Source organism: Pontibacter vulgaris (genome assembly GCF_022758145.1).
Classification (GTDB): domain Bacteria; phylum Bacteroidota; class Bacteroidia; order Cytophagales; family Hymenobacteraceae; genus Pontibacter; species Pontibacter vulgaris.
The window spans coordinates 17,385-42,088 of the sequence record NZ_JAJVDH010000005.1 but is presented as its reverse complement, the minus strand read 5'-3'; the positions used below and the strand labels follow the sequence as shown (position 1 = coordinate 42,088).

23 protein-coding genes are annotated in these 24,704 nt (G+C 45.1%); 10 read left to right on the top strand and 13 right to left on the bottom strand.

Annotated features, from left to right (window positions below; all coding sequences use genetic code 11):
* Window positions 1-472 precede the first annotated feature (472 nt).
* Entirely contained in the window at window positions 473-1,288 is an 816-nt protein-coding gene (gene murI / locus LWP20_RS12560; RefSeq protein WP_242928500.1) for a glutamate racemase, read from the bottom strand.
* Between the two features lie 409 nt (window positions 1,289-1,697).
* Here murI and LWP20_RS12555 point away from each other — a divergent pair, with 409 nt between their 5' ends.
* The 3 genes from LWP20_RS12555 (at window position 1,698) to LWP20_RS12545 (ending at window position 4,596) form a co-directional block, all read left to right on the top strand.
* Window positions 1,698-2,129 carry an RDD family protein gene (locus LWP20_RS12555; protein WP_242928499.1) on the top strand — a complete coding sequence of 144 codons (432 nt, stop codon included), beginning with the start codon at window positions 1,698-1,700 and terminating at the stop codon, window positions 2,127-2,129.
* Window positions 2,130-2,214: 85 nt separating this feature from the next.
* A complete protein-coding gene (locus tag LWP20_RS12550) occupies window positions 2,215-2,604 on the top strand; it encodes an SPW repeat domain-containing protein (RefSeq protein WP_242928498.1) in 390 nt (129 codons plus the stop codon).
* A 105-nt stretch (window positions 2,605-2,709) separates the two neighbouring features.
* A complete protein-coding gene (locus tag LWP20_RS12545) occupies window positions 2,710-4,596 on the top strand; it encodes an ABC-F family ATP-binding cassette domain-containing protein (RefSeq protein WP_242928497.1) in 1,887 nt (628 codons plus the stop codon).
* 123 nt (window positions 4,597-4,719) lie between these two features.
* On the opposite strand, the gene LWP20_RS12540 is transcribed toward LWP20_RS12545, so the two are convergent.
* Together LWP20_RS12540 and LWP20_RS12535 are read right to left on the bottom strand one after the other, a co-directional pair.
* Window positions 4,720-5,835 carry a hypothetical protein gene (locus LWP20_RS12540; protein ID WP_242928496.1) on the bottom strand — a complete coding sequence of 372 codons (1,116 nt, stop codon included), beginning with the start codon at window positions 5,833-5,835 and terminating at the stop codon, window positions 4,720-4,722.
* A 73-nt stretch (window positions 5,836-5,908) separates the two neighbouring features.
* On the bottom strand, window positions 5,909-6,931 hold the full coding sequence (locus LWP20_RS12535; protein ID WP_242928495.1) for a sulfatase-like hydrolase/transferase: 1,023 nt from the start codon (window positions 6,929-6,931) through the stop codon (window positions 5,909-5,911).
* 253 nt (window positions 6,932-7,184) lie between these two features.
* Here LWP20_RS12535 and LWP20_RS12530 point away from each other — a divergent pair, with 253 nt between their 5' ends.
* Both LWP20_RS12530 and LWP20_RS12525 read left to right on the top strand, forming a co-directional pair.
* A complete protein-coding gene (locus LWP20_RS12530; protein ID WP_242928494.1) occupies window positions 7,185-7,358 on the top strand; it encodes a hypothetical protein in 174 nt (57 codons plus the stop codon).
* 111 nt (window positions 7,359-7,469) lie between these two features.
* On the top strand, window positions 7,470-8,216 hold the full coding sequence (locus tag LWP20_RS12525) for a phenylalanine 4-monooxygenase (RefSeq protein WP_242928493.1): 747 nt from the start codon (window positions 7,470-7,472) through the stop codon (window positions 8,214-8,216).
* A gap of 41 nt (window positions 8,217-8,257) precedes the next feature.
* Here the strand turns inward: LWP20_RS12525 and LWP20_RS12520 are convergent, their stop codons facing one another.
* From LWP20_RS12520 to LWP20_RS12510, 3 genes are all read right to left on the bottom strand, one after another.
* Window positions 8,258-8,929: a hypothetical protein gene (locus LWP20_RS12520; RefSeq protein WP_242928492.1), complete on the bottom strand. Its 672-nt coding sequence runs from the start codon at window positions 8,927-8,929 to the stop codon at window positions 8,258-8,260.
* Between the two features lie 113 nt (window positions 8,930-9,042).
* On the bottom strand, window positions 9,043-10,230 hold the full coding sequence (locus LWP20_RS12515; RefSeq protein WP_242928491.1) for a CaiB/BaiF CoA transferase family protein: 1,188 nt from the start codon (window positions 10,228-10,230) through the stop codon (window positions 9,043-9,045).
* A gap of 109 nt (window positions 10,231-10,339) precedes the next feature.
* Window positions 10,340-11,092 carry a YebC/PmpR family DNA-binding transcriptional regulator gene (locus LWP20_RS12510; RefSeq protein ID WP_242928490.1) on the bottom strand — a complete coding sequence of 251 codons (753 nt, stop codon included), beginning with the start codon at window positions 11,090-11,092 and terminating at the stop codon, window positions 10,340-10,342.
* A gap of 768 nt (window positions 11,093-11,860) precedes the next feature.
* Between LWP20_RS12510 and LWP20_RS12505 the strand changes: the two genes are divergently transcribed.
* Together LWP20_RS12505 and pncA are read left to right on the top strand one after the other, a co-directional pair.
* Window positions 11,861-13,243 carry a DEAD/DEAH box helicase gene (locus LWP20_RS12505; RefSeq protein ID WP_242928871.1) on the top strand — a complete coding sequence of 461 codons (1,383 nt, stop codon included), beginning with the start codon at window positions 11,861-11,863 and terminating at the stop codon, window positions 13,241-13,243.
* Between the two features lie 169 nt (window positions 13,244-13,412).
* Window positions 13,413-14,024, top strand: a complete 612-nt coding sequence (gene pncA / locus LWP20_RS12500; RefSeq protein ID WP_242928489.1) for a bifunctional nicotinamidase/pyrazinamidase — start codon at window positions 13,413-13,415, stop codon at window positions 14,022-14,024.
* Window positions 14,025-14,108: 84 nt separating this feature from the next.
* On the opposite strand, the gene LWP20_RS12495 is transcribed toward pncA, so the two are convergent.
* From LWP20_RS12495 to LWP20_RS12480, 4 genes are all read right to left on the bottom strand, one after another.
* Complete coding sequence (locus tag LWP20_RS12495; RefSeq protein ID WP_242928870.1) at window positions 14,109-15,032, bottom strand: 1,4-dihydroxy-2-naphthoate polyprenyltransferase; 924 nt, start codon at window positions 15,030-15,032, stop codon at window positions 14,109-14,111.
* 31 nt (window positions 15,033-15,063) lie between these two features.
* Window positions 15,064-15,567 (bottom strand): glutathione peroxidase, encoded by a 504-nt coding sequence (locus LWP20_RS12490; RefSeq protein ID WP_242928488.1) that lies wholly within the window; start codon window positions 15,565-15,567, stop codon window positions 15,064-15,066.
* 163 nt (window positions 15,568-15,730) lie between these two features.
* Entirely contained in the window at window positions 15,731-17,521 is a 1,791-nt protein-coding gene (argS, locus tag LWP20_RS12485) for an arginine--tRNA ligase (protein WP_242928487.1), read from the bottom strand.
* A complete protein-coding gene (locus tag LWP20_RS12480; protein ID WP_242928486.1) occupies window positions 17,522-18,493 on the bottom strand; it encodes an arginase in 972 nt (323 codons plus the stop codon).
* Between the two features lie 81 nt (window positions 18,494-18,574).
* On the opposite strand from LWP20_RS12480, the gene LWP20_RS12475 reads away from it, so the two are divergent.
* A complete protein-coding gene (locus LWP20_RS12475; protein ID WP_242928485.1) occupies window positions 18,575-19,969 on the top strand; it encodes a type III PLP-dependent enzyme domain-containing protein in 1,395 nt (464 codons plus the stop codon).
* Window positions 19,970-20,062: 93 nt separating this feature from the next.
* Window positions 20,063-20,218 (top strand): hypothetical protein, encoded by a 156-nt coding sequence (locus LWP20_RS12470; RefSeq protein WP_242928484.1) that lies wholly within the window; start codon window positions 20,063-20,065, stop codon window positions 20,216-20,218.
* Between the two features lie 104 nt (window positions 20,219-20,322).
* Here LWP20_RS12470 and LWP20_RS12465 read toward each other — a convergent pair whose 3' ends face one another.
* The 3 genes from LWP20_RS12465 to LWP20_RS12455 all read right to left on the bottom strand — a co-directional run bounded on the left by LWP20_RS12465 (window position 20,323) and on the right by LWP20_RS12455 (window position 23,210).
* Window positions 20,323-20,751, bottom strand: coding sequence for a VOC family protein (locus tag LWP20_RS12465; RefSeq protein ID WP_242928483.1), 429 nt, complete (start codon window positions 20,749-20,751; stop codon window positions 20,323-20,325).
* A 34-nt stretch (window positions 20,752-20,785) separates the two neighbouring features.
* Window positions 20,786-22,510 carry a beta-galactosidase domain 4-containing protein gene (locus LWP20_RS18380; RefSeq protein WP_242928482.1) on the bottom strand — a complete coding sequence of 575 codons (1,725 nt, stop codon included), beginning with the start codon at window positions 22,508-22,510 and terminating at the stop codon, window positions 20,786-20,788.
* A gap of 175 nt (window positions 22,511-22,685) precedes the next feature.
* The gene (locus tag LWP20_RS12455; RefSeq protein ID WP_242928481.1) at window positions 22,686-23,210 is read right to left on the bottom strand and encodes a D-glycero-alpha-D-manno-heptose-1,7-bisphosphate 7-phosphatase; all 525 of its coding nucleotides are present in this window, start codon (window positions 23,208-23,210) and stop codon (window positions 22,686-22,688) included.
* Window positions 23,211-23,350: 140 nt separating this feature from the next.
* Between LWP20_RS12455 and hemG the strand changes: the two genes are divergently transcribed.
* Window positions 23,351-24,694: a protoporphyrinogen oxidase gene (hemG, locus tag LWP20_RS12450; protein WP_242928480.1), complete on the top strand. Its 1,344-nt coding sequence runs from the start codon at window positions 23,351-23,353 to the stop codon at window positions 24,692-24,694.
* The last annotated feature ends 10 nt before the right edge of the window (window positions 24,695-24,704 follow it).

Here is a 24,704-nt window from a genome sequence, read left to right as displayed (position 1 = left end):
TGAGATATCTGGCAGAAACATTTTACACACCCCTACCCCTCTCAAGAGGGGAATTTGGACATTGCTATAATTCATATTATTGTTTTTATAGGTACAGTCCACGGGCGGACAGGTCGCGACCTGTACCTACAAAACTATAACCATGATAAATCTCGCAGCCTCTACTTCTCCAATCAACTATAAATCAACTACCGAAAGATATCAGTCTTTGAAGAGCGCCTTGTAGATTTCCGGTGCCGCAGGCATTTCGAGGTACGAGAAAAGGAAATGTACAAGGCGCGATACCCAAAGACGGGGCCTCCCGGCCGTGAGGGCACCAAAGTTAGCTATAAAACTATAGGTAATTAGTGCTCCCAGGATTAGAGGAAATTTGAATGGATTGCTTGGTCCTAGCAAGTATAGGCGTCAACTATAAGGCAATTAAGATTTCTCGCTATGGCTCGAAATGACAAAAAAAATTTTTGACTCCAATCTACTCCCACAACGGGTAATGCTCTAAATGTACCTGTCGTTTAAAAAAGATCCGGGTGCTTTCCTCAAAAGAATGAGTAAAGTCAGAAACGTAGAATTTATGGTCGCCAACCAGTTTATCGGATGCCAGTTTATTGGCCTGCAGGTAATTTTTAACATGCTCTGCTACAATCATACTTGCATCCAGCACATCTACTTTACCTTGGTAATAAGCCTCAATTTGCTTTTTAATGAGCGGGTAATGCGTACAGCCAAGTATAAGTGCCTCAATACCTTTTAAGGCAGGGTCTGACAGGTAAGCATGGATAACACTTTCAGAAATGGAGTCATTAAAAAAGCCTTCTTCTATCATGGCGGCCAGAAGTGGTGTGGCATGCGATTTTAACTCAATCCCTAAGTTAAGGTCATCCACTTTTTTGCGGTAAACATTGGAATTTACAGTTTGTTTGGTGCCAATTAAACCGATGGTTTTACCCGGATAGGTTTTACCGATATAGTTTACAATAGGGTCAATCACGTTCAGCACTTTGGCTTTGCTGCCCACATATTCTTTTACCAGTTCATAAGCCGCCGCCGATGCCGAGTTACAGGCAATAAGTATAACCTTGCAATGTTGCTTAAGCAAAAGGTCGCATATCTTAACAGAATAAGCCTGTATGGCTGCTGTAGATTTATCGCCGTAAGGCAGGTGGGCAGTATCGCCAAAGTATACAATGCGCTCGTTCGGTAGCTCTTTAAGTATAGCTTTTGCCACTGTGAGGCCACCTATACCACTATCGAAAATCCCGATCGGTTGTGCTTTCTTCTCCTGTACCATAGGCAACGAAGTTAAGTAAATTCACAGAAAAGATACGTTTACTAGTAAAATCATACCGTTGGCCCTTTTTTATTTAAACATAGAACGATTCTTAGTTAATATTGAGTTATAAATAAAATCACTATTATCATATTCTACTCTATAAATATAAATTTTATTTAATTATTTGTTGGTTTTAGAATAAATATTATATTTAACTTAAGTTACCGACCCATTAACGACCTGATGCATATCAAGTCAGCCTGTCATAGGAGTTTTACTATTGTCTGAACCATAAAACTTGCCTTCCGTAGTTGGCAAAGTTGTTCCCTAACAACTAAACGTAAAGACCCTTATGCTTACTACTTTACAAAGTACGGCGCCTGTAATAAAAAAGTCCGCATTATATGGCAGCTTATCAACCAGGTTTGTGGCAACTTTAGTAGATACTACCATTCTGGTATTTTTTTACTCGGTAATTCTATACTCCACTGCCAACGATCCGCAGCAACAGGTTTCCTGGAAAGAGATCATTCACCAGCATGGCCTTGGTGTGGGGCAGCTTGTGTTCATTTTTAAAACCCTGTTTTTTAACCTGTACTTCCCTGTGCTGCACTGGTTATACTATACTTTACTGGAGGCATCGCCAAAGCAGGCTACCATTGGCAAGTTTACATTAGGGCTAAAAGTAACCGACCTGCGCGGCAAGCGCATCAGCTTTGCACAAGCCAATTTACGCTACTTCTCAAAACTTGCATCAGCAGCACCGTTTCTGTTAGGCTTTTTATTGATTCTGAGCACAAGACGCAACCAAATGTTGCACGATTATATTGCCAGAACAGTAGTAGTAACCGAGCAATAGTATAGCCAAAATCCATATTTTATTAGCCCCCTTTTCTAATCCGGCGTATAAATAGCTACGACTATCAATTTGAAAGGAGGTTTATATGAGATTTATTCCAACCCGGTTCCACGGAGTTTTAGACTATATAGTTGGGTTATTACTAATTGCATCGCCCTGGCTGTTTGACTTTGCTGCTGGCGGCGCCGAAACCTGGGTACCGGTAATTGCAGGTAGCCTGGTCCTGCTTCAGACTATACTTACCGATTTTGAAGCAGGCATTATCAGGATGCTGCCCATGCAAACTCATCTTATGATGGACTTTGCAATTGGTGTACTGCTGGCTTTATCGCCCTGGTTATTTGGCTTTGCTGACAAGGTATACACGCCACATGTTATTTTTGGTGTATTTGCTATACTTGCTTCACTAACAACACACCGCAGTCCGAGCACATCTTACCGTGTAAAACACCCCTTACGCGAGCATATAAGATAAACGTTGGTTAAAAGCTTATAAAGCTTTTAACAAAACAGGCTGGCCCGAAAGAGCCAGCCTGTTTTATTTTACGCCCTTACGAGCAGAAATGCCTAAATTTGCACTATGAATTACTTATCAGCAGAAAACATCTCGAAAAGCTTCAGCGATCGCTGGCTCTTTAAAAACCTGAACTTCGGCATTAGCCAGGGGCAACGCGTGGCTCTTGTAGGCGTTAACGGCTCAGGAAAAACAACCCTGCTAAATGTACTTGCCGGCAAATTACCTCCCGATGAAGGTAGTGTAAGTGTGCGCAAAGAAGTGTCTATCGGTTTCCTGGGCCAGAACCCTGAAATGAACGAAGAACTGACCGTGCAGCAAACTATTTTTTCGGGCCAGAGCGAGGTGCTGGATGTGATACGTGATTACGAAGTTGCCCTTGAGAACCCTAACACCAGTGCCGAAAAAATGCAGAAGCTGATGGAGCGCATGGACGAACTGCAGGCGTGGGATTTTGAGCTGAAAGTAAAACAGATCTTATCAAAACTGGGAATCCATAACCTGGAGCAGCAAATAAAGCAACTATCGGGTGGGCAGCGCAAGCGTGTGGCCATGGCCCGCGTGCTGATAGAAGAGCCAAGTATGCTGATACTCGATGAGCCTACCAACCACCTGGACCTGGACACTATTGAATGGCTCGAGAACCTGCTCTCGACACAAAACACTACCCTGCTGATGGTAACCCACGACCGTTATTTTCTGGACAAAGTGGCAAACGAAATTGCGGAACTGGATGGCGGCAAGGTTTATACTTACAAAGGCAACTATACTTACTTTGTTGAGAAAAAAGCAGAACGCGAAGAAATAGCCGCCGCCGAAACCGATAAAGCGCGTAACCTGATGCGCAAAGAACTTGACTGGATACGACGCCAGCCAAAAGCGCGTGGCACCAAGGCCAAGTATAGAGTAGATGCCTTTGAAGAGCTGAAAGAAAAAGCCGCCAAGAAAACCGCCGCACCTACTTTGGAGCTATCTGTAAAAACCACGCGCCAGGGCAGCAAGATCATAGAAGTAGACCATATCTCGAAGCGTTTTGGCGATAAGGTAATCGTAGACGATTTCTCTTATGTGTTCAAGAAAAAAGACAGAATAGGTATAGTTGGTCCGAACGGTGCCGGCAAATCCACTTTCCTGAACATGCTGGTGGGCAACCTGCAGCCCGATAGCGGAACTATAGATGCCGGACAAACAACTATATTCGGTTATTACACCCAGAACGAACTGACTTTTAAAGAAGACCAGCGCGTAATTGATATTGTAAAAGAGATTGCCGAAGTGGTGGAAATGGCGAATGGCGAAGTAATAACAGCCAGCCAGTTTCTGCAGCATTTCCAGTTTGCGCCGCCACAACAGTATACCATGGTCAGCAAGCTGAGCGGGGGCGAAAAACGCCGCCTGCAGTTGCTGCGCGTGCTCATCAAAAACCCGAACTTCCTGATTCTGGATGAGCCTACCAACGACCTCGACATTATTACGCTGAACATACTGGAGGATTTCCTGCTGAACTTTGGCGGTTGCCTGCTTATAGTGAGCCACGACCGCTATTTTATGGACCGGTTGGTAGAGCACCTTTTTGTGTTTGAAGGCGAAGGCAAGATCCGCAACTTCCCGGGCAACTATACTGATTACCGTGAGTGGCTACAGGAACAGGAACGCACGCAGGTACAGGAAGAGAAAAAAGTGATAGCCGCACCTGTAGTGGAGAAAAAACAGGAAGAACCTGCTGCCGCCAACAAGCGAAAAGCCACTTATAACGAGAAAAGAGAGTACGAGCAGCTGGAAAAAGAAATTGCTACGTTAGAGGCCCGTAAAGAAGAAATAACAGGCCTGATGAATGCCGGCACTACCACCGACCATACCCAGCTTACTGCCTGGGCCTCTGAGCTCGAAGCTATAAACGGGCAACTGGAAGAAAAAGAATTCCGCTGGCTGGAACTGGCAGAACTGATGTAAGAGCTAAGTATAAACTGGAAAGTATAAACTGGAAAGTATAAACTGGAAAGTATAAACTGGAAAGTATAAACTGGAAAGTATAAAGGCAGCCCGAGGACTGCCTTTATACTTTAAAATCAGTCTTCAGTCCAGGCCTTTTACCACCACATAGTTTTCCTGATTCCGCTCTGCTACCTTTACAATTTTATTCCTGAAATCCTTCTCATCATTTATCGTTTCATAAAAGCTGTCGAGGTATTTTAAGGTGCGTTTCAGGTAGCTTTTGTCCAGCAATTCGCATTGCCGGTAAACTGCGTATAAAGCCGTTCGATGCGAGTTAAAAGTATTTACCACTTTCCGGTAGGTGTTATCAGAGTACGTATAACCCCTAAATAAACGCTGTCGCACAGAAGAAAGGCCTAACTCAGGAGGCGGCACCGCATAAGGGGCACTTATAATACCTGAATAATCAAAGTCGTAAGGCACCGGAACAGGCGCAGATAAAGAGTCCGTAGAAACGAGTTTGATGTTGTGGCGGTAAGGCACAGACCAATCGGTGTTGCCAATCAGGTACTGGAAAAAAGCCAGCGTAGCCATCGGTAGTTCATCGGTACTGGCCATAGAAATAACAATCTCTTTTGGCACGATCTTCCCCTCATTCCGTCTGGCCATTTCATCATCGTCCTCTATCAGGAAAGCATACTTTTGCTCCGGCTTCCTTTTCCCTTCCAGGTCTTCATACTCAATGCGGCACAGCCTTACCCGAAAACTATTGTCAGTCAGCACATTGTATAGTTTATAAACCAGGTACTCGCGAATGATGTAATCTTCGTTGATGCAATGCGTTACCAGTTTTACTTTATTTACTTTCCGGAAAATGGTTTGCTGGGAAGTTTTGCGCTGGAAGTTTAGCATCAGGGGCGGAAAGCCACACAAATTAGGGTCGCGGCGGCGGTTGCCCCGTACCATTACTTTCAGGTTCATGTTTACAGCTGCCCCGGCAGAATCTTTGTACGTCAGCACAGCCTGGTGATAACCCCGCTCATCTCCCCTATCTTTCAGCAATTTCTGATAATCTACAGCAAGCTTAAACTCCAGCACATCAGCCGCTGTAAAAAGCGGGTTTTCCTCTTTTTGCTGGCTGTAATTACTAAGAATTTTATAGTCTGAAAGTATAGTTTCTCCTGCTTCAGCTCGCACAGGCAGAGCAAGACCGAAGATCAGGGTAAAACAAGCGATACAGAACCAGAAATACTTCATCAGAACTGCTGCTATACTTTATACTTACAGATTTATACTTGCAAGCTGATTTGAGAAAAATGAAAGGTATGATTTACAGACCCAGGTCCCGTAGTTTTTTCCTGGAGAAGAGTTCTTTCATTACCTGCCCCTGCGACTGCTCAAAAGTAAAACCCATCATTTTTGCCACCGTTGCCGAGATATCAACCAAAGTATGCTTGGTTGCTACTGTTTGCCGCTTTTTAAAATCAGGGCCTATGGCCAATAAAAAAATTTGTTGGCACCCCTGGCAGTTATCGCCATGGTCAATCCAGCCGCCGTCTATACCATCCAGGTGGCGGCCATGGTCGCTGGTAATCAGGAGCGTGGTGTTCTTTTTATAGTTTTTATTCTTTCTCAGGAAATCCCAAAGCTGCTGCACATACCTGTCGTCACGGGCGATGCCCCGGATATAGTAGTTCCAGTTTTCGGCGTGGGCATAGCCATCTGGTTCCATAAAATTAATGAGCATCAGGTTTGGCTTATTTGTGGTCAGCACCTTTTTCACCTCTATCAGCGTCAGCGAATCGGCGCGGTAGCCGGTGCCCGGGCCATTTACACCGCAATTCAGCGATGGCAAAAACTGGTCGTGCCAAACAGAGTCGGCAGTATTGCCTAAAATGTTGAGCTTATCCTTGCTGCTTACAATCCAAGCGGCGGTTGCCGGCTTGCCCGTTTGCTTTAACCACTGCTGGAAAATAGAAGGATGCGCCGGAAGCTCCGCTCCATAATTATCAATGGGTTGGTTTATGCCGGTAGTAATGGCTGTGTGGCCAGAGTTAGTATAAGTATAAGCATCGTTCAGGAAGTTACTGAAGAAAACACCTTTCCCTTTCAGGCGGGTAGATAAGTTGGGTATTACGCCTGGGGTGGCTCCCCACATTTCAGAGTAACGCGGCCCATCAATAACTAAAATTATGATATTTTTAGTGCGAAGCGGCTTGCGTTTAGGCTCGGGAGGCAAGGCTGCAAATGCTGAAAAAGTATAAAGTAAAGCGAAAACAAGCGTACAGGACAGCCGCAAAGTATAAGAATTTATACTTGCTGCGTTAGTCCAATTTAAAACCGGTTTCATCATCACTGCCTTTACATCTGAGTATACGAGAGTAATGCCAGAATAGAAGGCACTTATTCACTGATGATCAACCAGATACAAAAAACACATATCCAGAATACTCAGGGAGTTTGATTAAAGTATAAACCAAAGAAATCAATTTCATTGGCTGATGGAATTATACTTAATCTATTAAAATTATTTATTTTCCGTTAACATTATTTCCGAGCTTGCGTTTAACCTGAAACTTCGCCACTTTGCATTACATACTTTTTAAATGCAGCACACAGCACCTATAGCTACTACACTTACTTTGCCTGTACCTTCTACCGGCCAGGAGCTTTTGCGTGCTATCTATTCTTATTGCCTGAGCCCTTATAACTATTACAGCTATTATTATCGCTGCATGTACCGCGCTCTCTTTGGCAATCACTCCGATAACATATCGTAAAAAAATAAGAAAGGCCTTAAACCGGCTGAACTTTAAGTGATACTGAAAAGCAGAGCGAAAGCCCTGCTTTTTTCATTTATATCTATTTGTAAACTATAAAATCATAAACCCATGAACATTACCCAGAACTACAGCAGCTACACCGAGGAAAACCATAACGTTTGGGCCATTCTTTACGATCGTCAGCTTAAAAACCTGCCAGATAAAGCTATTCCGGAATTTATGGAAGGACTTGAAAAAGTTGGCTTCAGCAGAAACCGGATACCCGATTTTGGGGAAGTAAACCAACGGCTGAAACCACTAACCGGCTTTGAGGTGGTGCCTGCGCCCGGCATTGTAGATGATGTGCTGTTTTTTAAACTGATTGCAAACAGGCAATTTCCGGCTACCGTCTGGATCAGGAAAATGGAGCAGCTTGATTACCTCGAAGAGCCCGACATGTTCCATGATGTGTTCGGGCATGTGCCGCTGCTGACTATACCGGTTTACTGCGAGTTCCTGGCTAAGCTGTCTCAATTGGCACTCTCCTACACCGACCGGCCAGACTTGATCGATCTGCTGACGCGCATTTACTGGTACACAATAGAGTTTGGCCTGTTCCGCGATGAAGAGGGTAAAGCAAAGATCTATGGTGCAGGTATACTTTCGTCTGTAGGCGAGAGTAAGTTATCGGTATCGGAGGAAAGTATAAAGTATGATTTTGATGTAGAGCACATTCTGGAAACCGGCTATATCAAAGAAACTTTCCAGAGCCAGTACTTCTGCATCAGTGGTTTCCAGGAATTATTGGAGAGCCTGCCGGCCCTGGAAGAGGCTTTGACCGCTTTCAGGTTAAAAACAGAACAGGTTACCATTTAAAAAAAACCCGGGCAAAACTGTCCGGGTTTTATTTAACTTTCTTAATGTGTCAGTTCCGGGCTTATCATAAAGCCAAGTTTTCGTGGCTTTGTCAGGTGGGTATTTTCAAGCTTCTGCTTTAAGGTGATTCTCTCGATATCGCTTACATCCTGCCCCATCAGGTCATTGTTCACGGCGGCAATCATAGCGCTTTCTACTATAATGCGAAGCCGCTTATCTGTGATCACGTTTTTAGCAATTCGGTCATACGCCAGGTCTAATTGTTTCACGCCTTCTATACAGAAGTGCTTTTCGATATTTACTAACATGCGCCCTACCAGGTAACCGGGGTCATCGAGGCGGTTATACTTTATAGTATCGGCCATAAAGTTATAAGCCATAATGTGTCCGAAAAACCGTCGCTTAAAATCTTCTTCTATGTAATCATTCCGCATGATCTCATAATCATCGGGAAAAGTGATAATGTTAGAGTGCATCACAAAAACAAGCAGGTCACCCGAAAACTTTATATGGAACTCATGCTCGCTGATGTTGATGTATTCGATCACAATGTCAGCGTTCTTCTTTGTAATACGCTCGGTGAGTTCGGCTACCAATTTCACCGATATTTCCTTCATTTTATCGAAGGTTTCTTTTGTATTGCGGTAAATAGCTTGCTTGGCGGCAGATTTCTGCTCTAAGCCAAGTACTATATCGTTTAATCTGTCTTCCATAGTCTTCTTTTAAAAGAACATTTTCAGTATGCTGATTCTGTTTTTTACAGATTCAGGACGCAAATAGTTATCTAAGCAATGTAACTAACTATAGTACAAAACTTACCATGCACTTAATTCTGAAATTTGCTATTTTTTTCGTCAGGGATGGTGGGTTTATTATTTACCATAGCCAGTATTTCAGAAGTATGCTGGCCATAATGCGGTGGTTGGCTTATAGTTTGTGGCAAAGGCTGGCCTTTAAACGCTACCTGCCGCACACCCGGCTTTACAGCCCCATGCATCAGGAGCATTTGTTGCGCCTGTGGCATTTTAAAAACATCTTCTACGGTATTGATAGCACCAGCCGGCACATGCTGCTGATGCAGTTTCTGTAATAGTTCGTCGCGGTTTTGCTGGCTTATAAGCTGATGAAGTTGCTGGTTTATTTGTTCGCGGTGCTGAACACGGGCGTAATTTGTAGCATAAGCAGGGTCATCGGCAAGTTGCGGCGCACCAAGTATACTACATAACCGTCTGAACTGCCTGTCGTCGCCTATGGCCAGTACAAGTTGCCCACCATCGTGTGCAGTATAAACACTACCATAAGGCACAATATTAGGATGTTCGGAGCCCATGCGTTGCGGATTTTGCCCGGCCACCAGATAATTTGTCGCCTGGTTTGCCAGCGCCGACACACCAGCCTCCACCAACGAAACTTCTATCAGTTGTCCCTGCCCGGTTCGTTCCCGCCGCAGCAATGCCGTAAGTAATCCTTCTTTAAGTTGGTGTGCCGCCAGAATATCCATCAAGGCTACAGGCATTTTGGTTGGTTTGCCATCGGGCTCGCCATTCAGGTACATAAAACCGCTTTCCGCCTGCACAACGGCATCATAGCCAGCGCGCTGGCTATGGGGGCCATAACCAGTAAGGTGGCCGTAAATAAGCTTTGGGTTTATACTTTTAAGTTTGTCAAAATCAACGCCCAGCTTTTCTGCATCGCCGGGTTTGTAACTGGCAATTACCACATCTGCTCGCTCTACCAGTTTATACAATTTCTGCAGCTCCTGGAGTTTGGTTAAGTTCAGGGCTACAGATTTTTTTCCCCAGTTAGCTGCACAAAAGTATGCGGGTGTATCATTGTCCTGTTCTTCGTTTCTGAGTTTCCAGGTGCGTGTAACATCGCCATTAGTTGCGGCATTTTCTATTTTAATAACCGTAGCGCCAAGCTCAGCAAAAAACTGCCCTACACTTGGGCCAGCCAGTACACTGGCAAGTTCCAGCACTACTAAATCCTTTAAGAGCGGTTCGTTTGGGTTCATGGCAGAAAGTTAGCAATTGTTAATGTAGCATTTTAAACGGGTATAAAGTATAAAAGCGGCTCTTTTAAAAGAAACCGCTTTTATACTTTATACTTCACTTTCTTTATCCCTAGCTTTCCAGTTTAGCCAGAAGCTCTTCGTTCAGATCCAGGTTATGGTATACTTTCTGCACATCGTCATCGTCTTCCAGGGTATCTATAAACCTCAGCACTTTCTGCAGCGGCTCCAGCTCCAGCGTAACAGTGGTTTTAGGTAGGCGCTGTAGTTCGGCATTCTCTACTTCCAGGTGCATACTTTCCACTTTTTTCTGTAGCTGCCCGAAGTCCTCCATGGCACAGTAGATCGTTATACACTCCTCCTCAAATTCTACTTCTTCGGCCCCGGCATCTATCATTTCAAGTATAAATTCATCTTCATCCGGCAGCTGCACCGGGCTTAGCTTAATTACAAAAACGCCTTTCCTGTCGAAAATAAACTCAAGTGAGCCATTGGTGCCGAGGCTGCCATCATACTTGTTAAAAATAGTGCGAAGGTTTTGTACAGTGCGGTTTATGTTGTCGGTAGCGCATTCTATAAACACTGCCACTCCGTTAGTTGCATACCCTTCATAGGTAACCTCGCTATAGTTACTATCCGTGTTTTCGCCTTTTTTAATTGCCCGCTCTATATTGTCTTTGGGCATGTTAACAGATTTGCTGTTCTGGATGGCCATCCGAAGGCGGGGGTTCCCTTCAGGATCGGGGCCGCCTTCTTTGACGGCTACGGTTATCTCTTTAATCAGCCTGGTAAATATTTTGGAGCGTTTTGCATCAAGGGCTCCTTTCTTACGCTTAATCTGCGACCATTTATTATGTCCGGCCATGCAATTTTAATTAAGAAATCAGCAATGATAGATCGCTAACTGAAAGCTTCATCCTAAGTGTTTGTTTGATATCGGCAACAGAAAGAGTTGGTCAGCTGCGATCCGGAGCAAAATAACTAAAGATTTAACTTTGGTGCATAAAAAAAGCAGCTCTGCCTTGTAGTAGAGCTGCCTAGTGGTATGTCAAAATTCTGCTTTAGCAGGTTGTTACAATAGCATAAAAATTATGTTAACAATGTTAACACCTAAAAGCAGGTAAAAATTTGGTGATTCTTGTATAGCCTTCTTCATAAATCAAAGTATAAATTAAACGCCTCTATCTTAGCCAAATGCGGCAGTAGCCGCTTTAATAAGCTATTACGCCGGCATATACTAAATGTTACATACATAATATAATTTTTTATATATTCAAAAATTACTTATCATTAATATATGTACTTCACTATACTTAATCTAAACCATAAACACCTGATTAACTGCTTTATAGCATTAACACAACTTAACTTTCATAATACCATAAAATTGCATCCAACAAATCTAAAGACAATTAAACAACACTTTTATACTATTTACTATTTATACTAGTGGTGCGCTATAAAATCGGACTAAAACTGCAAATGCACTTAACATGCAGAAATTTTGTATCTTTACAATAATGATAATTGTGCCTGGTAAATAGTGGCACTTAATAAGTTAGTCTTAAATATTTGAAACTTGGATTTTCGTTCTTTTAACTTACACGACGACGTACTGACTGGTATTGAATCAATGGGGTACAATACCGCCACACCTGTGCAGGAGCAGGCAATACCGCTTATTCTGGAAGGTAAGGATATGATTGCCTGCGCCCAGACGGGTACAGGAAAAACAGCAGCTTACCTGCTACCTTTGATTGACCGCATCTCGCATGCTAACTATAACCACACAAGTACTTTAATACTTGTACCTACCCGCGAACTTGCCAAACAGATTGATGAGCAGGTAGAGGGCCTCGGCTATTTTGCCCCGGTAAGCTCTATTGCCATTTACGGTGGCAGCAAAGGCGATGAGTGGGACCAGCAGAAACGCGCCCTTACCAGTGGCGCCGATATTATTATAGCCACGCCCGGCCGCCTTATGTCGCACATGGCAATGGGCTACGTAAAACTGGACCAGCTAAATTACCTGGTACTGGATGAGGCCGACAAAATGCTGGACATGGGCTTTATGGATGATATCCTGAAGATTGTACGTGCGCTGCCAAAGAATCGCCAGACGCTTTTGTTCTCGGCAACAATGCCTAAAAAAATACGAGACCTATCGCAGCAAATACTGAAAGACCCGGAACAGATAAACCTGGCTATCTCTAAACCTGCCGAAGGTATAGACCAGCGCCTTTACCTGACCTACGATAACCAGAAACTGCCTTTACTGGAGCATATCCTGCGCCAGTTAGATGTGCAGAACATGATCATCTTCACCTCACGCAAGTCGAATGTAAGCCAGATCGTACGCTCGCTCCGCAAAATGGGCTTTGGTGCCGAAGGCATACAATCTGACCTGACACAGGAAGAGCGTGAAAAGGCCCTACAGGGTTTCAAAAACAAGCAATACCAGATCCTGGTAGCCACCGACATTCTTTCACGGGGTATCGACATCGACAGCCTGAGCCATGTGGTTAATTTTGACATGCCACAGGATGCTGAAGATTATGTGCACCGCGTAGGTCGAACGGCTCGTGCCGCCTCAACAGGTATGGCTATCACATTTGTGAACGAGAAAGATATGTACCGCGTGAGCAAGGTTGAACGCCTGATCGAGCGCGAACTGCCTAAGCTACCGTTACCGGAAGGCTTTGGCGCTGCCCCGGCTTACGACCCAACCCGGCGCGACTTTGGCCACGGGAGTGGCAGTGGACGTAGCCACGGTGGTGGTAACCGCCCGGGCGGAGGTAACAGAGACCGCAACAAACGCAGAGGGCCAAGACCGGAAGGCGCAGGCGAACCTCGCCAGGAAGGCAGCCCACGACCGGAAGGAGAAAGAGCACCCCGCCCCGAAGGACAGGCAGCGGAAGGCCGCAATCCTAATCGTAACCGGAACAGAAACCGTAATCGCAACAAATCATCTAACCCGAAGCCGCAAAATAACCCTCAGACTCCGGCGCAAGAGTAAAGTATAAAAGAAAGAAGGCCGCTACCTGTAGCGGCCTTCTTTCTTTTAAAAGAGATTGTCTTCCTAAATCTATACTAAGAAAGTATAATCCGGACAGTATATTACCTGGCTTCGTATTAAATTCGCATATACTTTATACTTCCATATAAACTATACATCAGAACGCCTTATGAAAGCACTATTGCTCATAGATATACAGAATGACTTTTTACCCGGAGGTGCACTTGCTGTGCCGGAAGGCGACCAGATCATACCTATAGTAAATCAATTACAGGAGTTGTTTGAGTTAGTGGTGGCTACGCAGGACTGGCACCCTCAGAACCACAAAAGCTTCGCATCTAACCACGAAGGCAAACAAGTTTTCGAGCAGATAGAACTGCTAGGCCTGCCACAGGTTTTGTGGCCCGACCACTGCTTGCAGAGTACTTCCGGGGCAGAACTGCCACTTGAGTTACCGGCAAATAAAATAGAAGCTATCTTCCGCAAAGGCATGAACCCGGAAATTGACAGCTACAGTGGTTTCTATGATAATGGATACCTTAAATCAACTGGGCTGGCTGATTACCTCAGAGGCAAGGGTGTTAAACAAGTATACATTGCCGGGCTGGCCGGAGATTACTGCGTTTATTATTCTGCAAAAGATGCCCTGCAGGAAGGCTTCGAGACCTACCTGATCGAAGATGCTACCCGGCCGATCAGCAAAGAAGGTTTTGAAACAGCTAAGACAGATATTCTGGCAAAAGGTGGATACATCATTCAAAGTGACACTCTTCTGAAATAGAAGCTCCTGCATAGTATAAATATAAAAGGCCCGCCTGGATTCAGACGGGCCTTTATATTTTACAGGCTTGTTACAAGCCTGAAATTACAGGATCTGCCCTATTCCGAATAACAATACAAACAGCAGCGTGGTGACAGCCATTTGTTTCAGGTATGGGTCCAGTGCTTTCGATGTTTGCTTACGCCATACATTTACTCCGTTAACTATAACCAGCGGCAGAACAAGTATAAACAGCAACTGATACCAACTATGGAAGGTAAGCCCTACATAAGCAAAGGCACTCAGCACGCCACCTGATAAGAGGAAAATGTGGTAAATACGGGCTCGCTTCGGGCCTAAACGCACAGGTATAGAATGTTTACCGGCCAGTATATCAGAGTTTATATCCCGTATGTTGTTGACGTTAAGTACAGCAGTAGCAAAAAAACCACAAATAAGTGCCGGAAGTATAACTTCAGCCTCCAGTGTTTGTGCCTGCAGAAAATAAGTACCTAATACGCCTACAAGCCCGAAGAAAATGAACACAAAGATATCGCCAAGCCCGGCATAGCCGTAAGGTTTAGAGCCGGCGGTATAGTTTATGGCAGCCCAGATAGAAGCCAGCCCCAGACCCAGAAACAGCAGGAATAAGTATAACCCTTCTTTCCCAAAAGCTACCCACAGCAGCAGCAAACCCGATACCAGCGAAAGCAGGCTGAATACCATCATGCCCTTTTTCATGTGTTCCGCTTTTATATGGCCTGCCTGCACAGCACGCATCGGCCCTTCGCGGTGCACGCTGTCGGCACCGTGCACAGAGTCGCCGTAATCGTTGGCAAGGTTAGAAAGTATTTGCAGCAACAGCGTGGTTAGTACACATAAGCCTACAATAGTGCCGTTGAAGTAGCCATTGGCAGCAGCCATAAAACCTCCCATGCCTATACAGGAAAGGGCCAAGGGTAAAGTGCGGGGCCTAAAAGCGGAAATCCAGGCCTTTACTAGGCCTGGATTTGCAGCAGTTTGATCTATTTGTGTCAATGTGGTAATAGAAAACTATAAATTACTTTGAAATGGCAGCCAGGATTTCCTCGCCCATTGGTTTTACTTTGGATGGGTAGAAAGCTACCACTTTACCATTCTCATCTACCAAGTATTTGCAGAAATTCCAAGTTGGCTTTTCGTGGTTTGGTGAATTTTCTTCTAACCACGCATACAGCGGAGCGCGATCATCGCCAACTACCGAAATCTTATCGAACAACTGGAAGTTTACACCATAATTCTTCTGGCAGAAAGTAGCGATCTCCTCGCTAGAGCCAGGCTCCTGCCCACCGAAATTGTTTGCAGGAAAACCAAGTATAACTACATCGTTGCCATGGGTTTCGTGCAGCTTTTGCAGGTCGGCGTACTGTGGTGTGTAACCACACTCCGATGCTGTATTTACCAGCAGCACTTTCTTGCCTTTATACTTTGCAAAATCAATTTCCTTACCATCCAGCGACTGCATTTTAAAGCCATAGAAGCCATTAGCAGCGGTGGTTGCGTTAGCAGTAGTTTCTTTTTCCATTGTTTTTTCTTTTGCAGAGGTACTTGAATTACCAGAGCAGGAAGCCATCATACCTAATACAAGCACAAAGGCTAAAAGTTTACATACACGCATCATTTCGTTGGATCGTTAAAGTATAAATTTCAGAAGCATAACCAGCTTCCCCAGTTTTTGTTTAGTCAGCTTACATTCTCTCCGGCACTTCTATGCCCAGCAGGCTCATGCTTTCACGAACGAAGCGGGCAACCATAGCCGACAGGGCAATGCGGAAATTACGTGCCTGCTCATCTGTTTCGTTAAAGATCGAGATCTCCTGGTAGAAACGGTTATAGGCTTTGGCCAGTTCGTAAGCATAGTTGGCTATAACAGACGGAGCATATAGTTTGCCAGCTTCTTTTACTACCTCCGGGTAGCTTACCAATTGCGTAATCACATCCTGCTCGGCCTCATGCAGCTTCTCGAAATTATCAAAAGTAGCAGCACCTACAGTTATACCCATTTCAGCAGCTTTGCGAAGTATAGCCGAAATACGTGCGTGCGTGTACTGCACAAAAGGCCCCGTATTACCACGGAAATCAATAGACTCCTGCGGGTTGAACAGCATGCGTTTTTTAGGGTCTACTTTCAGCAGGAAATACTTAAGTGCACCTAGAGCCAGCGTATGGTAGAGTTGCTGCGCCTCGTCCGGGGTAAAGCCTTCTATCTTACCTAACTCCTCTGTTTGCTGGCGGGCAGTATCAATCATTTCCTGTACCAGTTCATCGGCATCAACTACAGTACCTTCTCTGGATTTCATTTTACCTGAAGGCAAATCCACCATACCATAAGATAAATGGTAAATACCTTCTGCATAAGGCTTGCCTAGTTTTTTAAGCACTGCCTTCAGCACCTGGAAATGGTAGTTCTGCTCATCGGCCACCACATACAACGATTGGTCATAAGGGAAATCGTTATACTTTAGTTCGGCAGTTCCTAAATCCTGGGTAATGTATACCGATGTTCCGTCGGCACGAAGCAATAGTTTCTCATCCAGGCCCTCGGCTGTCAGGTCTACCCAAACAGAGCCATCCGGCTTTTTAAAGAATACGCCTTTTTGCAAACCTTCTTCTACCAGGCCTTTGCCCAAAGTATAAGTACCCGATTCGTAATAGAATTTATCAAAATCAACGCCGATGTTGCGGTATGTCTGGTCAAAGCCGGCATAAACCCAGCTGTTCATTTGCTTCCAGAGGCTAACTACTTCTTCGTCACCCTGCTCCCACTTCAGCAGCATGTCCTGCGCTTCCAGCATAAGAGGGGCTTTCTTTTTAGCTTCCTCTTTATCCATACCGCCTGCTACCAGCTCATCAATCTGCTCTTTGTAGGCTTTATCGAACAGCACATAATATTTACCTGCCAGGTGGTCGCCTTTAATGCCGCTGCCTTCAGGAGTTTCGCCGTTGCCAAACTTCTGGTAAGCCAGCATCGATTTGCAGATGTGTATACCACGGTCGTTCACCAGGTTTGCCTTCAGCACGTTGTGGCCGTTCGCCTTCATAATCTCCGACACAGAATAACCCAGGAAGTTATTGCGCAGGTGGCCCAGATGCAGCGGTTTGTTCGTGTTTGGTGACGAATACTCTACCATCACGTTCTTGCCCGATGTTTTGGCCTGACCATAGTTTCCATCTTGCATGAGCTCGCGGAAAAGGCGCAGCCATTCAGTAGCCTCTACTTCCAGGTTCAGGAAGCCTTTCACTACATTGTAATCTTTAATAATGGATGAATTTTCCTTCAGGTATTGGCCCAGGGCTTCGCCTATCTGGTCGGGGCCTTTACCTATACTTTTGGTATAAGGAAAAGTAACGAAAGTATAACTGCCGGCAAACTCTTTGCGGGTAGGCTGCAACGCTAGCTGCGTGGCATCAACAGTAAGATCGAAAACAGAAGAAAGTGCCTGGCTTATGCTCTGGCTAATGGCGTATTGAAGTTGCATTTAATGTATAGCTGTACTTTTAAATTCACGTTTTAAGATGGCCTCGGTTGTTTCCTCCAGTATATCGAAGGCATTTTCGGCCATGGTATTTTCAGTGTCTAATGTGGGGTTTATCTCTACCATCTCGTAGCAGCATACGCGCGGGTCGCGTACCAGGCATACACAAAGGGCTTTGGCCTCTTCCACCGTCATGCCAACTTCTACAGGCGTGCCGGTTCCTTTCGAGAATTTCGGGTCAAGGCTGTCCACATCAAACGATACATAAATAAGGTCGCAGTCCTGAAGCCGCGCCAATGTTTCTTTGGCAATCTGCTGCGGGCCTTTTGCCAGCATTTCGGCATAGGTAAAGTTTTTGATACCGTGCTTTGCCATCAGGTAGTCTTCCGGTTCTTCGGTATCGCGCACTACAATGTATACCAGGTGCTCGTGCTTTAGCTTTGGCCCATCCGTGCCCAGTTTTTTAAGCGCGTTCCAGAAAAAAATGGTTTCCGGCTCCGGGTCGTTTATCTGGCGCTCCAGGTTATCTTCGTTCAGGGCAATGGCCAGCGGCATGCCGTGCATATTGCCCGATGGCGAAGTGTAAGGCGAATGTATGTCGGCGTGTGCATCAATCCAGATCACACCCAGCGTTTTATCAGGGTAAGCAGCTTTTATACCGGCTATGGTAGCAGAGGCATTGGAATGGTCGCCGGAGAGCACCAGCGGAAACATACCCATTTCTATGGTCTGCTGCACGGTGTTACTGATGTTCTTCTGTACTGTCAGGATACTATCGATGCGGTGTGCGTTGGTAAACAGGTCTTTATCGAACAAAGTATAGTTCAGATCCGGTACCGATACCGCATTAAAACGCTTAAAATAATCAGATCCTTTGTCCCAGCAAGCTACCTTAAGCGCGTCGATTCCCATGCTTGCCCCGCGCGTTCCGGCACCCAGTTCAGACCTCACTTCTATTAGCTTTACTTTTTTCATATAATTTGAACAAAGTTTTTGCAAAGATTGTAAAATACAGTCAATATTGCATATCTTCTTAAAGACAATATCATTTTTTAAATGGATAAATACACCGATTTAATACACCAAACGTTCGATTTTCCTACGGATGAGTTTACTGTAGAAAACAACGAGTTGCAATTTAACGGTATTCCTCTGATGGAAATCATAAAGGAATATGGTACTCCTCTAAAATTAACATACTTACCCAAGATAAGTTCGCAGATACAGAAGGCTAAACAGCTTTTTAAAGAGGGCATTGAAAAGCTGGATTACAAAGGCAGTTATACCTACTGCTACTGCACCAAGGCTTCGCATTTCTCTTTCGTACTGGAAGAGGCGCTAAAGAATGACATCCATATCGAGACCTCCTCTGCTTACGATATGCAGATAATCAGGTCGCTTTACAATAAGGGCAAGATAGACAAGAACATTTACATTATCTGCAACGGATTTAAGCGCGAGCTGTACCGCCAGTGGATATCGGAGCTACTGAACGAAGGCTTTGTAAATTGTATGCCTATACTTGACCACCTGGGCGAGATTGAATATTACAAAGAACACGTAAAGGTTAAAACCAAAGTTGGCATGCGCCTGGCCTCTGACGAGGAGCCTAAATTTGAGTTTTATACTTCGCGCCTGGGTGTACGCTACAACGATGTAATTGATTTGTATGAGCAGCAGATTAAACCAGACGATAGGTTTGAGCTGAAGATGCTGCATTACTTTATAAACACAGGAATTAAAGATACATCATACTATTGGTCGGAGCTTAGCCGTTTTGTACACAAATACTGCGAGCTGAAAAAGGTTTGCCCGGAGCTGGATACCATTGATATTGGTGGTGGCTTCCCGATCAAGACTTCTATTCAGCTGGAGTATGATTACCGCTACATGACCGAAGAAATCCTGCGAACCATTAAGCGTATCTGCGCTGAAGAAGGTGTGCCGGAGCCAAATATTTTCACTGAATTCGGAATATTTACGGTAGGCGAGAGCGCTGCCAACATTTACTCTATACTGGATGAGAAACTCCAGAACGACAAAGAGTTGTGGTACATGATCGATGGATCTTTTATTACTAACCTGCCTGATGCGTGGGCGCTTAACCAACGCTGGCCGTTGCTTGCTGTAAACCATTGGGATAAGGAATACCGTAAGATCCAGCTGGGCGGCATGACCTGCGACAGCCAGGATTACTATAACTCGGAAATGCATTCGTTCCAGGTGTTCTTGCCAAAGATACCAAAGCAGGAGCCGCTTTACATCGGTTTCTTCCATACGGGGGCGTACCAGGAGCAGCTAAGCGGTTACGGCGGCATTAAGCATTGCCTCATCCCTTCGCCAAAGCATATTCTGGTAGATAAGGATGAAGAAGGAAACCTGAAAACATGGCAATTTGCGCCCGAGCAAAGCAGCGAAGCCATGCTGAAGATTCTGGGCTACGAAGTATAAAGCGGTTTATTGTAATTTTTTAAGTCAGGTTATTTTGCTTTTATCTTAAAAAAGGTAATTTTGAAACCTATTCCCTATAAACATTACAGCATCATGAAGAAATTGTTAGTATTCGGTACTTTGTGCTTAGCATTAGGCGTGTCCTCTTGCAAGACGTATTGCCCGGCTTACAACTATGCCAAGCACGAACCAGCTGCCAAGCCTAGTGTACCGGTATCAAACACAAACTCCACAGCTATCGCACGATAAGCAGCAGCCAAACAGAGCCCTTCGCGGCTTGTTAAAGCTGACAGATATTAAAAAAAACCGGCGTTCTGCCGGTTTTTTTGTTTTCAAGGGTTTAGGTTTAAGCATTAGCTTGCGCCAAAGTTTAATGCGTTCAGGTTAAGCTGCCACGAAATCCCATACTTATCCGAAAGCCAGCCAAATTTCTTACTGAAACCATAGTCGCCAAGTGGCATCATTATATTCCCTCCTTCTGAAAGCTTCTGGAATAAAGTCTCTATTTCCTCTTCTGTTTCGCAGGTAACATAAATAGAAATGGCAGGCGTAAAAGTAAACTGGTGGCTCATCGGGTTTTCAGAAGCCATATACTCCTGGCCTGCAAGTATAAACTGCGCATGCTTCACAGTGCCTTCCTGCCCACCAGGCTCACCCGCTTTAAAATATTCAATATGTTTTATTTCGGAGTTTTTAAAAAGCGAAGTATAAAACCTTACAGCTTCCTCGGCTTTCCCAAACTGGTCGCCTACAAACATTAAAAAGGTAGTGGTCTTTTGCATATTGATGTTTTGTATGTTGGGGTGTTTTTTTCGATTAGAGACAGAAAGTCTTCCACGCCACCTCATGTCCTTGGCTAGCCCAGGCAGATTCCTTCCCGAGGCGAACACTGATGCGCAGACACTTGCCAGACTTCAAATATTCCTTCCCATTTAGAGGAAGCTGTATAGTCTGCGCTCTTTGAGGAGTGAGCTGAATATCCTGGATCGAGCCTTGTTTTAAAATTGTTGTACTATCACTTATCTCCCAATCCAATCCAAGGTTGGTTAAAGGAGCAAAGCCCTGTAAGTTTCGGATGACAATCTTGCCGGCAGTAGTATCCTGTAGAAAGATATGCAGGGGCTGGTATTGTTGCTTTAACTGCTTTTTGGCTTCATCTGATAAATTATCAAACCCCGCCACAGGCTTCGGCATACCAAGAGGCGAAGAGAACAGTACAGGCCTATACGGATCGAGGTCATGGGGTCTGTAGCTTGACGCGTTGCCAAGACTATCTGCAAAGGCCTGCAGCATTTCTTTCTCGGTTTTCCTGGTACTATTGCCTAGCTGCCAGGCAAGCAGCGAGGGATGGTTGCGTATCCGGTACACCATTGACGTCTGCTGCAACAGCCACAGCTGCGGATCAGCGGCACTGGCCGCACTTGGCTCTACCTTTTGAATCACATAAAGTCCGTACGTATCGGCCAGTTCGTACAGGTCTTCGTTTACTGGTAAGCCTGTTACAACGAGCGTGTTGACGTTATGCTGCTTGAGTCTTATAATAAAAGCTTCCAGTTCTTCCCTGGATGCTGGCTTTTCACTAAGCGAAGAATGCTGAAAGGCGACAGGATTAAGTTTTACAGGCACCCCATTCACAAGCAGTTTGCCTTGCTTTTCTTCTACGACGCGTACACCTATCTTATGACTAACCACTTCCTGAATCCGGTAGCGAGCAGAGGTCTGCAAATGGCCTACCTGCAGCAGGTTAGGCGTCTCTGCAGTCCAGAAATGGGTATACATCTCTTTGTTGTGATGCACTCCCCACCTGCTTTTCGCTCCGGGTTGAATTGGTTCATGACCTGGTGTGAGGCTATCAGCACGTACTCTGACAGGAGGAACATCTGAACTCACGTAGGTTTCATGCCTGATATACTCCCATCGCAGCGGTGTATCTGATAGGTTTTGCACTCTAAAACCAGCAGTCCAGGTAAGCCCACGGTAATGTCCTTTGTAAACCAGATGAGAGGTTATGTAGGCGCTGCTTAGCGCAAGCGCAGGCCGGGCTACGAGTAAAAAGTCTTGGGCTAAGTCTGTAATGGCTTGGCGTTGTCCCTTGGCTATGAGCTTCAGGGTTACACTCTTAGCTCCTTCTTTTATTATGGGAGATAAGTTAATGCTGGTGTTGACACCGATCTTGGAAACCTGGAGCTTTATTCCATTAACTTCCAGGGCAAAAGGGACTTTGGGTGCATCAATGTACAGAAAGATTTTATCATTTGCCCAACCCTCCGGCACTATGGCTTCTCCTGTAAAGACCTGCTGATTGGCCAAAGAGTTACCATTGTCGGGGTTGGTAGCTTCCACCCATTTCAGCAATGCCACACGCGAGGACTTTTTTGGGTCAAACGTTAACCCTTCCTCAAAGCTGCGGTAAGGCTCGAGTATTGGCCCATAAGACACATACTTTTCCAGGTTCACACTACCTTCATGCAGTTGGGCAAAGAGTTGCTCAGCTGCACACAGGAACAAGAGCAACAAAACCAGAATCCTTTTTTTTATCACGAGCAGATAGGTATTTTAAGTTTGCTTAAAACGCTAAGAATTAAGGGAGTTAAAAATATAAGTGTAAAAAATCATTTTGCCAAATTAACAAATAGCTACACATATACTTCCCATAAACGCAGCTGATATTAAATCTAAAATACCTGCTGAAGATACTACCCCCCGACTACAGCAATTACTTTCCTTCCCTTTCAAGTATAAATTGCGCTGCCTCCCAGAGATCTTTTGCTTTAAAAGTATAATTCTTATCCTGTAAAGGTTTGCCAACAAAAATTGACTTTACACCGGCTTTGGTAGCGGCATCCAGGTCACGCTGTGTATCGCCAACCAGCCAAGAGGCTGTTGTCTCAATGTTATACTTGGCAATGGCACGTTCCAGCATCAGGCTATCCGGCTTGCGCGATAACGATTCTGAATAATTGGGGTGAGAAGGGGCATAGTATAAAGCATCAATAATGCCACCGCAGCTATCCTGCAGTTTCTGATGGCAGGCCAGCACATCCTGTTTCGTGTAAATACCTTTCGCTACGCCGCCCTGGTTTGTTACCACAATCAGCAAATAGCCATTTTCCTTTAGCAAAGCCAGCGCCTCGGGCACGCCGGGCAAAACCTCAAACTCATCCAACTTATAAGTATAATCGCCACGCTCATAGTTTAGTACACCATCGCGGTCCAGGAACACGCATTTTTGCTTTTGCACAGTCATATCTCTTTGCTTCAGATGCTAAAATTAACATTTATGCGTTTGAGTATCTACACTATGGCACTAAAGCTGCTGCTAAAATGCCATAAACGCAGGCTGAAAGTATAAGCATGGCGCAGTAAACAAGGGAGGATAAGATGAAGGTAGCGATAATAGGAGCAGGAATTTCGGGGTTGGCATTAGCGCATTACTTGCAAAAGCTGGGCGTGCCCTATGATCTTTTCGAGGCAAGTGAGCACGTAGGCGGCAATATCCGGACGCTGCAGGTAAAAGGCTATTTACTGGAAGCCGGCCCTAATGCCTTGCAGATGAGTGATGAACTGGAAGAACTGATTCAGGAGCTGAAACTGGAAGACGAAGTGATGCCGGCTGCCTCGGTATGCTCTGATCGTTTTATACTTCGCAACGGTAGCTACCACAAACTACCTACTTCGCCCCTCTCCTTTCTATCAAATAAATTTTTCTCCCGGAAAACTAAGAAACGCATACTTAAGGAACGGGAGGTACCACCTGCCACATTTGCTTACGAAACCGTAAGCCAGTTTTTTGAGCGACGCTTTGGCCGCGAAGTGGTAGATTATGCCGTAGCCCCTTTGGTAACAGGTGCCTACGCCGGTGACCCTGAGCAGCTATTGGTGGCAAAGGCCTTACCAAAACTAAAAGAACTGGAAACAAAGTATGGCTCCGTACTAAAAGGGCTTGCACAGCTGAACAGCAACCTACTACAAAATACTTTTTCTTTTAAAGACGGTATGCACACGCTGCCCAATGCCATTGCCGGTAAACTGGTATCGCTGCATACAGGGCACCAGGTAGAGATTATTACCCGCAACCAGGGCAAATATATTGTAAGTTGCCACTCCAACGGCGACCACGATACCGAAGAATACGACATGCTGGTATTGGCTTTACCTGCCCACCGGGCAGCAGAGCTATTGCATTATACTTTCCCGGGTATGGCAGCAGCGCTGCAAAACATCAATTACCCGCCTATGGCTGTGGTGCATATGGTATATAACCGCAGCGACGTGCCACACCCGCTCGATGGTTTTGGAGCGCTGAACCCGAAGGTAGAAGCTCCTTTTACTGCCGGCTCTATCTGGACGAGCTCGCTTTTTGACGGACGCTGCCGCCCCCACGAGGTTATGTTTACCACTTTTGTGGGCGGTGCGCAATATGCGGCCCATGCCCAAAAAGAACAGGATGAAGTACTAACAGAAGTGCATCGCGAACTGTGCGAGAAGTATAAAATTAAGGCAGATAAGCCAGTGTTTCAGCATGCGCATGTATGGCAGCACTCGGTACCGCAATACGACCTTTACATAGAAGATGCCCACCTGATGGCAGAACAACTCGAGCCCGAAGGACTTTTTATAGCTGCAAACTGGCAGTCCGGGGTGTCGGTTAACAACTGCATTAGCTATGCAAAAGAGCTGGCCAATAAAATTAATTTAAGGTCGCGGGATGCTCAAAATAGCTGATTAACTATAT